At 68.9% G+C, this 13,209-nt stretch carries 14 protein-coding genes; 8 read left to right on the forward strand and 6 right to left on the reverse strand.

Going from position 1 to position 13,209, the window contains the following annotated elements:
* The first annotated feature begins 96 nt into the window (after positions 1-96).
* A complete protein-coding gene (locus tag NJQ98_RS14800) occupies positions 97-924 on the forward strand; it encodes a MinD/ParA family ATP-binding protein (protein ID WP_262181012.1) in 828 nt (275 codons plus the stop codon).
* 132 nt (positions 925-1,056) lie between these two features.
* Here the strand turns inward: NJQ98_RS14800 and argS are convergent, their stop codons facing one another.
* From argS to pyrH, 5 genes are all read right to left on the reverse strand, one after another.
* Positions 1,057-2,793 carry an arginine--tRNA ligase gene (argS, locus tag NJQ98_RS14805; protein WP_262180038.1) on the reverse strand — a complete coding sequence of 579 codons (1,737 nt, stop codon included), beginning with the start codon at positions 2,791-2,793 and terminating at the stop codon, positions 1,057-1,059.
* Positions 2,794-2,842: 49 nt separating this feature from the next.
* Positions 2,843-4,612 (reverse strand): site-2 protease family protein, encoded by a 1,770-nt coding sequence (locus NJQ98_RS14810; RefSeq protein ID WP_262180040.1) that lies wholly within the window; start codon positions 4,610-4,612, stop codon positions 2,843-2,845.
* A gap of 89 nt (positions 4,613-4,701) precedes the next feature.
* The gene (locus tag NJQ98_RS14815; RefSeq protein WP_262180042.1) at positions 4,702-5,112 is read right to left on the reverse strand and encodes a DoxX family protein; all 411 of its coding nucleotides are present in this window, start codon (positions 5,110-5,112) and stop codon (positions 4,702-4,704) included.
* A gap of 54 nt (positions 5,113-5,166) precedes the next feature.
* Positions 5,167-6,810 (reverse strand): lysine--tRNA ligase, encoded by a 1,644-nt coding sequence (gene lysS / locus NJQ98_RS14820; RefSeq protein ID WP_262180044.1) that lies wholly within the window; start codon positions 6,808-6,810, stop codon positions 5,167-5,169.
* Positions 6,811-7,497 carry a UMP kinase gene (pyrH, locus tag NJQ98_RS14825; RefSeq protein ID WP_262180047.1) on the reverse strand — a complete coding sequence of 229 codons (687 nt, stop codon included), beginning with the start codon at positions 7,495-7,497 and terminating at the stop codon, positions 6,811-6,813.
* Positions 7,498-7,832: 335 nt separating this feature from the next.
* On the opposite strand from pyrH, the gene NJQ98_RS14830 reads away from it, so the two are divergent.
* The 3 genes from NJQ98_RS14830 (at position 7,833) to NJQ98_RS14840 (ending at position 9,636) form a co-directional block, all read left to right on the forward strand.
* The gene (locus NJQ98_RS14830; protein WP_262180049.1) at positions 7,833-8,081 is read left to right on the forward strand and encodes a DUF7123 family protein; all 249 of its coding nucleotides are present in this window, start codon (positions 7,833-7,835) and stop codon (positions 8,079-8,081) included.
* 82 nt (positions 8,082-8,163) lie between these two features.
* Complete coding sequence (locus NJQ98_RS14835; RefSeq protein WP_262180051.1) at positions 8,164-9,372, forward strand: site-2 protease family protein; 1,209 nt, start codon at positions 8,164-8,166, stop codon at positions 9,370-9,372.
* Positions 9,373-9,513: 141 nt separating this feature from the next.
* The gene (locus NJQ98_RS14840) at positions 9,514-9,636 is read left to right on the forward strand and encodes a hypothetical protein (RefSeq protein ID WP_262180054.1); all 123 of its coding nucleotides are present in this window, start codon (positions 9,514-9,516) and stop codon (positions 9,634-9,636) included.
* A gap of 6 nt (positions 9,637-9,642) precedes the next feature.
* On the opposite strand, the gene thiL is transcribed toward NJQ98_RS14840, so the two are convergent.
* Positions 9,643-10,509 (reverse strand): thiamine-phosphate kinase, encoded by an 867-nt coding sequence (gene thiL, locus NJQ98_RS14845; RefSeq protein WP_262180056.1) that lies wholly within the window; start codon positions 10,507-10,509, stop codon positions 9,643-9,645.
* Positions 10,510-10,602: 93 nt separating this feature from the next.
* On the opposite strand from thiL, the gene NJQ98_RS14850 reads away from it, so the two are divergent.
* The 4 genes from NJQ98_RS14850 (at position 10,603) to NJQ98_RS14865 (ending at position 13,190) form a co-directional block, all read left to right on the forward strand.
* Complete coding sequence (locus NJQ98_RS14850; protein WP_262180059.1) at positions 10,603-11,640, forward strand: lysylphosphatidylglycerol synthase transmembrane domain-containing protein; 1,038 nt, start codon at positions 10,603-10,605, stop codon at positions 11,638-11,640.
* A gap of 99 nt (positions 11,641-11,739) precedes the next feature.
* Positions 11,740-12,201, forward strand: coding sequence for a 30S ribosomal protein S19e (locus tag NJQ98_RS14855; protein ID WP_262180061.1), 462 nt, complete (start codon positions 11,740-11,742; stop codon positions 12,199-12,201).
* Between the two features lie 50 nt (positions 12,202-12,251).
* Entirely contained in the window at positions 12,252-12,599 is a 348-nt protein-coding gene (locus NJQ98_RS14860; RefSeq protein ID WP_262180063.1) for a DNA-binding protein, read from the forward strand.
* A complete protein-coding gene (locus NJQ98_RS14865) occupies positions 12,600-13,190 on the forward strand; it encodes a DUF7411 family protein (RefSeq protein WP_262180065.1) in 591 nt (196 codons plus the stop codon).
* The last annotated feature ends 19 nt before the right edge of the window (positions 13,191-13,209 follow it).

A 13,209-nucleotide genomic window follows, 5' to 3' on the forward strand; every position in this document is an offset into this window, starting at 1 on the left:
CATCCCGTCACGAATCCCGGTATTGGGCGGCTGTCATGACGGCTCACGGACAGCCGGCTTTATATGATTCCCACTATAGAACACAGACAACAGATTATGGCGGGGTATGTTTGTACCATCGCAGGCGGGAAAGGCGGGGTCGGCAAGACTACCACTGCTGTCAACGTCGGTGCGGGACTGCAGGAACTGGGGTACGACGTCGCCGTCGTCGACGCCGACCTCGGGATGGCGAATCTGGGGTCGATGCTGGCGGTCGAACCCGACAGAAGCGTCCACGAGATTCTGGCCGGCGATGCGGCCGTCAGCGAGGCCCTGACCGACGCTCCCGGCGGCCTGACCGTCATCGCCGGCGAGCAGTCCCTGGACGCCTTCGCCGACGCCGACCCGGCAAAGCTCCGGAAGGTGATAAAGACCCTCCGGGCCGCCTACGACGCCGTCATCATCGACACCGGCGCGGGACTGAGCCACGAGGTGGCCGTTCCCCTGGGACTCGCGGACGGCATCGTCCTCGTCACGACCCCCGACGAGGTCGCCGTCGGCGACACGGTCAAGACCGCCCAACTGGCCGAGCGCATCGACGGCAACGTCGTCGGCGGCCTCATCACGCGGGTGACACGCCACACGGACGTGGCCGACATCAACGAACGGTTCGACTTCCCGCTGCTCGCCGTCATCCCCGACGACCCGCAGGCGACAACCGAGGAGCCGCTGGTCCGCTACGAACCCGACAGCCCCGCCGCGGACGCCTATCTCCGCCTGACTGACGCGCTCGAGGGCGTCTTCTTCGAGGGGGACACCGCCGACGTCGACCTCGACACAATCGTCGACGACGCCTGGTTCATCGACGAGGAGGAGGCGGCGACGGTGGAGGGCGACGAGGCCGACGAGGAGAGCTCCGGCGGCGTCTTCGGGCTGTTCAACTAGGACAGACCGCCGTTTCTTCCGAAATGTGGGCGGTGTTTATCTGAGAGACATAGTGTGCCACCAGCCAGAAAGCCCCGACTGGCTGGTTACAACGCTGACCGCTCCGCAAAGCTGTTGAATCCTGTTGCTAGCTCACATCGAGGTCGGCGCCTCGACCCCGATGGCGTCCAGGGCGTTCGCAACGGTGTGACGGGTGCCGGCGACGAGGGCGAGCCGCGCCGCTCGCGTCTCCTCGTCCGCGTCGAGGACGGGACACTCCCGGTAGAAGGCGTTGAACGTCTCCGCGACGGTGCGGGTGTAGGTAGCGACCGTGTGGGGCTGGAGGTCGTCGGCCGCTTCCTCGATGACGGCGGGGAACCGCGCGAGCACGCGCAGGAGGTCAAGCTCCTCGGGCTCGCCCAGCTGGTCGAAGTCGGGGTCGTCGGGAATCTCGCCGGCATCCTCGGTGATGCCACAGCAGCGCGCGTGGACGTACTGGACGTATGGCGCGGACTGGGCCTCGAAGTCCAGCGCGCGCTCCCACTCGAAGGTGATGCCCTTGGTGGGCTGTTTCGAGACGATGTCGTAGCGGACGGCGCCGACGCCGACCTGGTGGGCGATGCGCTCGATGTCGGCCTCGTCTAGGTCCCCCCGCGTCCGGTCGTCCAGCCGGGACTCGACCTCGTCGCGGGCGCGGGCGATGGCCTCGTCGAGCAGGTCGTCTAAGTCGATACCGGTGCCCTCGCGGGTGCTCATCCCGCCTTCGGGGAGGTTCACCCAGGAGTAAAAGACCTGCTGGAGCTGGTCGGTGTCCTCGCCCAGCAGCTCCAGCGCGGCCGCGAGCTGGTCGGCCTGCAGGTGGTGGTCCTCGCCGAGGACGGTGACCGCGCGGTCGTAGTTGTCGAACTTCCACTCGTGGTGGGCCAGGTCCCGCGTCGTGTACAGCGAGGTCCCGTCCGAGCGCAGGAAGACGAGGTTCTTCTCGAACTCGGGGAGCTCCAGTTGCCAGGCGTCCTCGTCGTAGACCGCACAGTCGAGCTCTTTCAGCCGGTCGACCAGGGCGTCGGTGTCGCCGTTGCGCATGAACCGCGTCTCCTTGACGAACTCGTCGAACTCGGCGGGGAGCCGGGAGAGCGTGGTCTGCATCCCGCCCAGCACGGTGTCGACGACCTCGGCCACCCGGTCGTAGGTGTCGTCGTCGCCGTCTTCGAGCCCCTTGAGGATGGCCTGTATCTCCGCTTCGGCGTCCTCGACCTCGCTTTCCGGACCCTCTTCGAGGAACGCGTTCCCCTTGCGGTAGTAGCGGACCATCTCGTACTCGGGGGAGTCGCGCTCGGGGTCGGGGAGGTCGCTCTCGTCGAAGGTCTCGTAGGCCCAGGTGAACACCGCTATCTGGCGGCCGGCGTCGTTGACGTAGTAGTGGCGGTCGACGTCGTAGCCGGCGTAGTCGAGTACGCGGGCGAGGGCGTCCCCGATGATGGGGTTGCGCGCCCGGCCGACGTGGACCGGCCCAGTCGGGTTCGCGGAGGTGTGCTCGACGACGACGCTGGTCTCGCGGTCGGGGAGGCGACCGAACGCCTCGTCGGTCGCCCCGGTCAGCGTCTCGGCGAAGTAGGTATCGTTCGGCAGGAAGTTCACGTACGGGCCCTGCGTGGTCACGGAACCGACGTAGTCGAGCGCCTCGGTGTCGACGGCGTCGGCGATGTCGGCCGCCACCTTCGGCGGCGGGGCGCCGACCTCGCCGGCCAGGCGGAACGCGGCGCTCGAGGCCAGTACGGCGTCGACGTCCTCCGGGGGCTCCTCGATACCGAGGTCCCCGGTCGGGAGGTCCAGAGCCGTCAACGCCGAACGGAGCGCGTCTTCGGCCTCGGAGCGGAGCTGTCTGAACATACGCCTCTCTCCCGTCGCGGGGAGTAAATGGGTAACGAAACGCCGGGGGCTACGCGAAAAAGCGCGGGCCAAACAGCATCACGAACAGCCCGCCTATCATCGACACTGTCACCGCCAACGTGACGGCCGTCGTGAGGCTCCGGCGACCGGGCACGGGGAGTCTGGAGACCACCGACTCCGTCGACGCCCGGAGGATGTGGCCGCCGTCGAGCGGGAAGGTCGGGATGAGGTTGAACTGGCCGATGACGATGTTTATCCACCCGGTCCAGAACAGGACGTTCGCGAACAGGAAGACGGCCGAGTCCCCGAGGGCGGAGAGCGGTCCGTCGACGGTGTAGAAGTCGACCCAGAAGCCGGTGAAGCCGGGGAAGTTGTACCCGAGGCCGCCGCCGGGGGCCTCACCGATGACGGGGAGGACGAAGGCGAAGTAAATCTGCTGGAAAAAGCCGGTGTCGGCCGCCTGAACGCCAGTCCCGGGGTCCCCGCCGATGGCGTTCAGGAACGCCGCCGCCGGGTACTGGTCGAGGCCGAAGTCGTTGACCTCGATGCCCGACACGCCCGTCTGGGGCGCGATGCCGAGCAGCGCGCCCCCGGTGCCGTCGTCGCCGGCAGTGACGTTGTAGGTCCGTCGCTCGCCGTCGACGTAGGCGGTGACGGCGAGCGTCTCACCGGCCGAGCGGTTGTCCAGCACGTCCCGCAGTTGGGCCGTGTTCACGGTCCGTTCGCCGTCGATTTCCGTGATGACGATGCCGGTTTCGGCGGGCGCACCCTCGCCAGCGAGCGCCCCGTCGGCGCTGACGAGCGCGTAGCTCCCGGTCGGCATCACCACGGTCCGGCCGCCCTCCGTCCGAAGCTCCGCGACGGGGTGGGCCCGCGAGGCGTCGATGAACTGCTCGGTCGTCGAGACGCTCGTTCCGTTGACGCTGACGATGGTCTCACCGCTTTCCAGGGGCGCGCTCTCGATAGCGCTGCTGACGACCGCCGACCGCTGGACCGTCGCGGACTCCTTGTTCCGGAAGTCCACCGTCACGCGCGTCTCGTTGGTCGCTGCGAGCGTCGACTCCAGGTCGCTGGGGCTCTGCACCGCTTGGCCGTTGATGCCCGTTATCACGTCGCCCGACTCGATACCCGCCTGTGCCGCGGGGGTCTCCTCGACGGTGCCGCCGACGTGGTAGCCGTCGACGACGGCGATAGAGCCCGCTATCGGCCCGAACAGCAGGAGGAGCGCGACGAAAGACAGCGCGAAGTTGTTCGTCACGCCCGCGGCGTACATCCGCACCTGCGCGCCCCGGTCCGACTTCAGCAGCTCCGACTCGTCGGGTTCGACGAAGGCGCCGATGGGGATGACCGCGAGCAGCGCCAGCCCCATCGACTCGATGTCGATGTCCTCGACCCGGCAGAACAGTCCGTGGCCGCCCTCGTGGACGATGAGGGCGAGTACCAGCCCCAGGACGATTTCGGGTGCGACCGACAGCGGCAGGAAGTCGTTGACGCCCGGAATCGCCAGGGCGTTGCGGGGCTCGTTCAGCGCCGAGGGCTGTGGGTTGACCACCGCCTGGTAGGCGCTAAAGGCGACCAGCAGAAACGAGCCGACCATCACGACGAGAGCGGCGCCGACGCCCAGGTTCCCCCAGGCGCGCCAGAACCGCTTGGGCCGGGCCAGTCGCGTCAGTATCCGCTTGCCTCGCTGGGTGTGAACCGTCGCGAGCGGGCCACTGAACTTGACGTATTCGGGTATTACGCCGCGGGATTTGAGCGTCATCGCCGCCAGCGTGTACGCGGCGAGTCCGACGAGGACCCACGTCAGCGTGCCGACCATTTACCGAGAGAACGGGCCAGCAAAGCAAGAGGGTTTGGTTTGAACACGCCGACCGCCACGCGGCGCGTGCCTGCCGCCATCGGGCCGGCCTACTCCCGGCTCGCGACGCCCAGCAGCGCCAGCGCCGTCCCGAACAGCGCCGTGTTCTTCAGGAACTGTATCTGCTGTTGCTGGGCCTCCTCGGGCTCGTCGGCCGCCCAGAAGTCGTGCATCATCGGGGTGACGCCCAGGAAGAACGTCGCCACGGCGAGGGCGGCGAGCCTGGGGAGCCGCCACAGCGAGACGCCGACGCCGCCAAACAGCAGGAGTCCGTGGGCGGCCTTGTTCGAGACCTCCGGCATCGGGACCCCCTTGGCCTCTGCGTACTGGGCGCGGGACTCGGCGTTCCGGAGCCCGTCGACGGCCATCACGGCGAGGACGCCGCCGTACAGCAGCCGGCCCAGGCGGAACGAGCTCGATGACTGGTCGCTCGGACCGTCCGTGTCTGACTGAGCTGACATACCCGTGTGAACGGTCGCCACGCACTTAGAGCCACGTCCCGCTGTGGGGCCGTGTCAGGCTTCCCGGCGGAGCCGCCGCACGACGAAGTCCCGGTCGAGTTTCCCCATGAACGTCCCGAGCTGTGGCCCTTCCGTGTCGTCGAACAGCAGCCGGTAGCCCGCGGCGAAGAAGTCGGCGGTGTCGATGCCGTGGCGCTTCGCGGTCTCGTAAATCTCGCTCTGTATCTCGTCGCCGTCGTGGCCCGCGTCGACGAAGTCCGCGAGCTCGTCGAGTGCGGCTTCCATCTCGGGGCCGAACTCGACTGCGGGCATCTCGGCGCGCTTGAGTTCGTAGTCGAACTCGTTGCCGGTGCGACGGGCCCAGTGCTGGGCGCGCTCGACGCGGGCCAGGGCGTCCTCGACGGCCCACTCCGGCGCGTCCTCGGGGATGTGCCCCTCCTTGCGGGCGATCTGTTCCCGGATTTCGGGGTCCTCGGTCATTCCGAGGACGGCGGCGAAGGTGTAGGGGATGCGCACCCGCTCTTCCCGGGGCTCGTCGACGACCATCGGGTAGGCCCGCTCGGCGAGTTCCCGCTCGGCCTCGTCGCGGGGCTCGGCGTCGCCGAAGTATATCCGCTCGAAGCGGTCGAACTCGTCGACGAGCCGGTCCACGTCGGTGACCGAGAAGTCCCGCTGCTTGCGGGGGTTCTTCACGAAGAAGTACCGGAGCACCTCGGGCTCGAGGATTTCGAGGACCTCGTCGACGGTGACGACGTTGCCCGACGAGGAGGAGAGCGGTTCCCCCTCCAGCGTGAACCACTCGTACACCATCGGTACCGGCGGTTGGATGTCCAGTACGTTCTCGGCGATGTCCTCGCCGGAGGGCCAGGACCCCTCGGCGTGGTCCTTCCCGAACGGCTCGAAGTCCACGCCCAGAATCTCCCACTGGCCGGGCCACTCGAAGCGCCAGGGCAGTTTCCCGTCCCGCAGCGTCGCCACGCCCTCGTGGCCACAGCCTTCGATCGTCTCGTCGCCGGCCTCGACGTCTTCACAGACGTAGCGGACCTCCCCGGCGTCGAGGTCCACCTCGGTGACGCCCTCGGTGAGCTTCCCGCACGCCTCGCACTGGGGCAGGAAGGGGACGTAGTCGTCGTCGACCTTGTTCTGGTAGTCGGCGAGCACCTCGCGGGCGCGGTCGGCCCGTTCCAGCACCCGCCGCGTGACGCCCTCGAACTCCCCGTCGGCGTACAGCTCGGTGTTCGAGACGAAGTCGACGTCGACGCCGACCAGGTCGGCGCTTTTCTTCAGGAGGTTGGTGAAGTGGGCGCCGTAGGAGCCACAGTCACAGTCGAACGGGTCCGGGATGTCGGTGTACGGTTTCCCGAGATTGCGCCCGAGCGCGCCGGCGTCGACCTCGCCCAGCCCGACGACGTTCCAGTCGAGGTCGGCGAGCTGTCGGGGCACCGCGCGCAGGCGGTCCTTGTCGTCGGCGGTGAACACCTGCCGGACCTCGTGGCCCCGGTCGCGGAGCGACTCGGCGACGTAGTGGCCACGCATTATCTCGTTGAAGTGGCCGATGTGGGGCACGCCGGAGGGCGAGACGCCGCCCTTGACGACGATGGGGTCGTCGGGGTCGCGGGCCTCGACGGCGTCGGCGACCGAGTCCGCCCAGAACGCCCGCTCGCTGCCGCGGCCGACCTCGTAGGGGTCCTCGGCCATCTACGCCTCCGGGAGGATTTCCGTGCCTTCGAACTCGCCGTCCTGTACCGCGTCGACGACCCGCTGGGGGTCGGTCCCGTCCAGGACGATAGTGCGGATGCCCGAGCGCTCTATGACCTTGGCGGCCAGCAGGTCGACCGGCGCGCTGGAGCCGGCGTTCATCTCGATGTCGGCGATGACGTCGACGAGCTCGCCCGCGGTCAGCTGGTCGAACCGGGTCGCCTCGGAGTCGCTGTCGGGGTCGGCGCTGTAGACCCCGTTGACCGAGGTCGCATACACCAGCAGGTCGGCGCCGACGTACTCGGCGAAGGCGGCGGCGACGGCGTCGGTCGTCTGGGCGGCGACGATACCGCCGAGGACGGGGATGTCCCCGCGCCGGATGGCCTCGCGACCGCTCTCGTAGCTCTCCGCGGGCGCGGCCGCGGCCCGGTCGTCGAGCGCGGCGATGAGCAGCCGGCCGTTCAGCCTGGTGACGGCGATGCCGAGCTGGTCGAGCTCTATCTCGTTTGCGCCCAGCTCGCGGGCGGTTCCGATGTACTCGCGGGCCGTGGGGCCGCCACCGACGACCGCCCCCAGCGTGTGGCCCGCCGAATCCAGCGACTGGATGGCGGCCGCGTAGTCGGCTACCCGGTCCGGTTCGAGGTCGGGGGCGAGAACGCTCCCACCGACGTTGACGACGACTTTCATTGGCCCGGCGTAACCACGAGGGGCGCTTAAGCGTTGTCAAGCGGGGACGCCAAAGCACGGCGACACCGCTGACGGGAGTCTGACGATAATGGGGATGAAATTGCCGCTAAGTGGCCCCGAAACCGGGGGTCTTCGCCGTTTTACGACGCCGATTTCGGCCGGTCTCTGAACACGCTACCATAAGCTGAGAGTGATTTATAAAATGTCTCCGGGCTTTAGAAACCGTCGTAAAACGTACGATTTTGGTTGATTTGGCCTGAAAGCCTCCAAAGCGACGCGAACCTTCCTTCCTTTATATACTCTTGCCGGACCACTACTGAAACGAGGCGACACAGATGAGCGCAACTACGCAGCCCTCCGGTGAGGAAGCGCCCTCGAAAGAACAGCGACTCAAGTCGTTCCTGGCTGAGAAAGCGGCCGACGGTGAGATGTACTTCAAGAGCAAGTTCATCGCGGACGAGGTCGGCCTCTCCCCCAAAGAGATTGGCGCGCTGATGGTCAAGCTCAAGGACAGCGCGACAGAGATTCACGTCGAGAAGTGGTCGTACACGAGCGCGACTACCTGGCGTATCGAACCCGCGTAGTCCCGGTTCCGTCCCCCTGGTCCCCCCTCCATCGTCCGCCGGAACACCGACTATTAATGTCCGCGCCGACTATCCGTAGCCGATGAGTGGCCACGGTGACGACGCGCCGTCCCCCGACGAACTCACAGGTGTGTTCCGCGTGGCAGCCGTCGACCGGACCGACGGCACCGTCCGATACTTCGGTGAGCCGCTGGTCCGACCCGACGCCGCCGTCGAGACGCTCCGGCCGCAGTTCGCCCAGTCGGGCTACTCGTTGTCGCTCGAACGCCAGCCGACACCGCCCTCTGCCGGCCAGTCCGGTTCGAACCCGCCCGTGCGGCCGGCGGGCGGCGGGGCCGGGTCCCCCCGGACACAGCAGTACGCGCTGGTGGCCGAACCCAAAGACAGCGGCGGGATTCCCTGGCTCAACGTCGGGCTGCTGGTCGCGACCGTCGCTTCGACGCTGTTCGTCGGCGCGAGCAGCTGGTACTACATCCCGGTGGCCGACCAGCCGCTCCGTATCTTCGAGGCGTGGCCCTTCGTCGTCGCGATGCTCGGGGTCCTGGGCATCCACGAACTCGGCCACTACGCCGCCGCCCGCTACCACGGGGTCGACGTGACGTTGCCGTACTTCATTCCGTTTCCATCCCTGCTCGGGACGATGGGCGCTGTCATCAACATCCGCGGGCGTATCCCCTCCCGCCGCGCCCTCTTCGATATCGGCGTCGCGGGACCGCTCGCCGGGCTGGTCGCGACCGTCGCAGTCACGCTCGTCGGCTTTACGCTCGACCCGATATCGGTCCCCCAGCACGTTCGGGAGGGCGGCAGCCAGTACGCCATCAACTTCCACGACCCGCTGCTCATGCAGGCCATCGAAGGGTTCGTCAGGACGCTCGGTGTCGGAACCGCCGTCGGGCCCGCGGAGGCGGTCCACCCCGTCGTCTTCGCCGGCTGGGCGGGGATGTTCTTCACCTTCCTGAACCTCCTACCAGTGGGCCAGCTTGACGGGGGACACATCGTCCGTGCCATCGTCGGCCAGCGCCAGGAGACCGTCGCTGCCGCCGTCCCCGGCGGCCTCTTCGCGCTCGCGGGCTTTCTCTATCTCACCCAGGACGCCCCGCCCATCGGCTTCGGCGTCTGGACGCTGTGGGTGTTCTGGGGCCTGCTCGCGGCGGGGATGGCCTACGCCGGGCCGGCCAGCCCGACCGTCGACGAGCCGCTGGACCGGCGACGCGCCGTACTGGGCGTCGCCACGTTCGGTTTGGGCCTGGCCTGTTTCACGCCGATTCCGTTCGAGATTGTCGCGGCCTGATGGCCCGGCGTAAGCCGGTTTTACTCGGACGCCGATGAGACGTGTCCGCGGCTCCCGAACGTAAAATCGGCCCAATAGTGTAAAACAAATTGAACTATCGCTCGGTTATAGGTGGACGCGGGGTCTCCGCCCCGATACGATATGCCCGCCGAACCCAGGCAGTCCACCGACGAGCCCTCGCCGGGGTTGACCGTCGAGGAGCGGGAGGGCGCTGCGGCCAGAGCCGTCGAACTGGTGGCGGCGACACTCGCGGCGGACGGGTGACCGCTCTCAGTGCGAGTAGCCGCGGTCGGGCAGGGGCTCCCCGTCGAGGGTGACACCCGCCTCGATGACGGACCCGACCCGGTGGAGCGGGCAGGGCGTCGCGTCCCGGGCCGCCGCCAGGTCGCTCTCGGGGACCGTACACACCAGTTCGAAGTCCTCGCCGAAGAAGAGCCCCAGCTCGCGCCGGTCGCCGGCGTCCTCGGCCACCGCGTCGACCCGCTCGTCGACGGGGAGCGGTTCGGTCAGGGCCGCCCCGCAGCCGCTCGCCCCGGCGAGCTGGTGGACTGACCGCGCCAACCCGTCGCTGGAGTCGAGCATCGCCGACGCGTAGGGGGCAAGCGCCAGGCCCGCGGCCACGCGGGGTTCAAACCGGAACAGCTCGTTTGCCGCCTCGACCTCGCCCCGGTCGAACAGCCGAATCGCCGCGGCCGTCCGGCCCAGCGTGCCGGTGACACAGAGGGCGTCCCCGGGCTCGGCCCCGGAGCGCCTGACGGGGTCGTCGGTCTCGCCCAGCGCGGTCGTGGCGACGGTGAACTCGTCGTGCCCGTCGAGGTCGCCGCCGACGTACTCCGCCCCGACCGCCTCACAGACGGCGGTCGCCCCGTCGAGGAAGGCCGACAGCTCCGACTCGTCGAACGTCGGGGCCGCGTACACCGCGACCGCGGCCGTGGCCTCGGCCCCCATCGCCGCCACGTCCGACAGCGACGCGCCGACGGCCCGCCAGCCGGCGGTGTAGCGGGTCGTCCCGTCGGGGAAGTCCGTCCGCTCGTGGAGCATATCCGTCGTGATGACCTGCCCGTCGACGACCGCACAGTCGTCGCCGGCGGCCGCCAGCCGGTCGCCGACGAGCCCCAGGGCGGTCTGTTCGTCCATACGCACCCGTCGGCCCCGCTCCTCAAAACGACCGTGGATGTCGGGCGCCCGCTGGTCGGTACGTTCAAACCTCGGACGGCCCACGCATCTCGTATGGACGGCAGACGCACGGCGACGCTCGCCGGGTTCGTCGGCGCCCTCGCCGTGCTCGCGGTGCTGGTGTGGGTCGTCGGCGTCGACCGGACCCTCACCGCGTTGCTGTCTGCTGACCCCGTCGCCCTCGGCCTCGTCGGCGCCGTCGCGGTCGTCTGGCTGACCGCGTGGGGGCTGGCGCTGTGGTCCGTGTTGCGGGCGCTGGGGAGCCCGGTCCGGCCCTACGTGGCGGTGCTCGTCTACGCCGGTGCCGTCTTCGCGAACAACGTCACCCCCTTCGGTCAGGCCGGCGGCGAGCCGCTCTCGGCGCTGCTCATCTCCTCGGCGGCCGACACGGAGTACGAGACCGGGCTGGCCGCCATCGCCAGCGTCGACACGGTCCACTTCGTCCCCTCGGTGGGCTTTGCCATCGCGGGGTTCACGTTCGTCACCGCGGGGGCCGTCCAGCTCGGGCGGAACCTCGCCTTCGCCGCGGTCGCCGTCGCGGCGCTTGCGGTCGGGCTCCCGGTCGCCGGGTTTCTGGGCTGGCGCTACCGCTACGAGCTTGAGGCCGCCGTCGTCAGACTGCTCACGCCCGCCATCCGCTGGTTCGGTCGAACGGTGCCGAAGTGGACGCCGCCGACGGCCGACACCATCGCGGCCCGCATCGAGAGCTTCTTCGCGGCCATCGAGCGCATCGCCACGGACCGGAAAACGCTGCTGCAGACGCTGGGGTTTTCGGGGCTTGGCTGGGCCTCGCTCGCCTGTTCGCTATGGCTCTCGCTGTACGCCGTGGGTCACGCGGTCCCCGTCTCGGTCGCCCTGCTGGTGGTGCCTGTCGGCTCTATCGCGAGCCTGGCGCCGCTCCCCGGCGGTTCTGGCGCCATCGAGGCGGTGCTGGTGACGCTGCTGGTCTCGACGACCGCCGTGCCGGGGGCCGTGGCCGCCTCGGCGGTGCTCATCCACCGCGGGGCGACGTATCTGTTCCCGCTGCTGCTCGGCGCCGCCGTCGCCAGCGCACTCGGCGCCGACCGCGCCACGGCGAGTGAACAGGGGTAACCCGCCGCTACGCCCCGGGACGCCCCGTGCGTGTCGACCGTTCACGTCCCGGACCGGACAACGATGCGCTTAAATGACGCCAACGGGAAGCAAGGGCCAATGACGACACTCTACGACGTGCCTGCAGAGGACCTCATCGAGGCCCTCACCGAGACGCTCAAGGACGAAGACGACATCGAAGCCCCCGAGTGGACCGCCGTCGCCAAGACCGGCGTCGACCGCGAGCTCCCCCCCGAACAGCCCGACTTCTGGGCGCGACGCGCCGCCAGCCTCCTCCGGAAGGTCGCCGTCGACGGCCCGGTCGGCGTCAACGACCTCAAGTCCGAGTACGGCACCTCGAAGCAGGGCACCACCCGCTACCGCGTCCGCCCGCACCAGAAGGCCGAGGGCTCCGGTTCGATTATCCGCACCGCGCTCCAGCAGCTCGAAGAGGCCGGCTACGTCGAGACCAGCGAGGCCGACGGCCGACGCGTCACCGGCGACGGTCGCAGCCTGCTCGACGACACCGCCGGCGAAGTCCTCGAAGACCTCGACCGCCCCGAACTCGAACGCTACGCCTAACTACGGCTCCGAAATCGTTTTCCGGCCCAACCCGGTAGCTGTTGGTATCCATGAGTGGTGACCCCAGCGAGGAGGAACTCGACGAGCTCCGCAAGAAGAAGATGGAACAGCTCAAGGAGCAACAGGGCGAGGGCGACGCCGAGGCCCAGCAGGCCGCCCAGGAGCAGGCCGAGGCCCAGAAGAAGGCCATCCTCCGCCAGCACCTGACCGACGGCGCCCGCAAGCGGCTCAACACGGTCAAGATGTCCAAACCCGAGGTGGGCGAACAGGTCGAACAGCAGATCGTCGCCCTGGCCCGCAGCGGCCGCGTCGGCGACACCATCGACGAGGACCAGATGAAACAGCTCCTCTCGGAGCTGACGCCCGACTCGAAGAGCTTCGACATCAAGCGCCGGTAGATGCGCGCGGCCCTGCTGTACAGCGCCGGGAAGGACTCCACACTGGCGGCACTCCTGCTCGAAGACTTCTACGACGTGACGCTGGTCACGACCAGCTTCGGCGTCGTCGACCCCGAGCCCGCCCGCGAGGCCGCCGCCGCGCTCGGCTTTCCCCACGAGACGGTCGAACTGGACCGCGCTGTGGCCCGCGAGGCCGTTTCACGGATGTACGACGACGGCTACCCCCGAAACGGCATCCAGCGGGTCCACGAACACGCCGTCGAGCAGGTGGCGGCGGCGACCGACGCCGACGCGGTCGCCGACGGGACCCGGCGGGACGACCGCGTCCCGACCGTCGACCGCCCGCTGGCCCAGAGCGTGGAGGACCGGTTCGGCGTGGACTACCTCGCCCCGCTGGCCGGTATCGGCCGGGGCGCAATCGACGACATGGTGGCCGAGCGGCTCGTCGTCGAGACGGGCCCGAGCGCCGAGATTCCGAAGGCCGACTACGAGGTCGAACTCCGTTCGCTCCTGCGGGCGGAGCACGGGGCGGGCGCCGTCGACGAGGTGTTCCCCGAGCACACCCAGTCCCGGGTACGCGGCCGGCGGTAGCCGTCCAGCGCCGCCCTCG

This window comes from Haloarcula laminariae (assembly GCF_025457605.1).
Taxonomy (GTDB): Archaea; Halobacteriota; Halobacteria; order Halobacteriales; family Haloarculaceae; genus Haloarcula; species Haloarcula laminariae.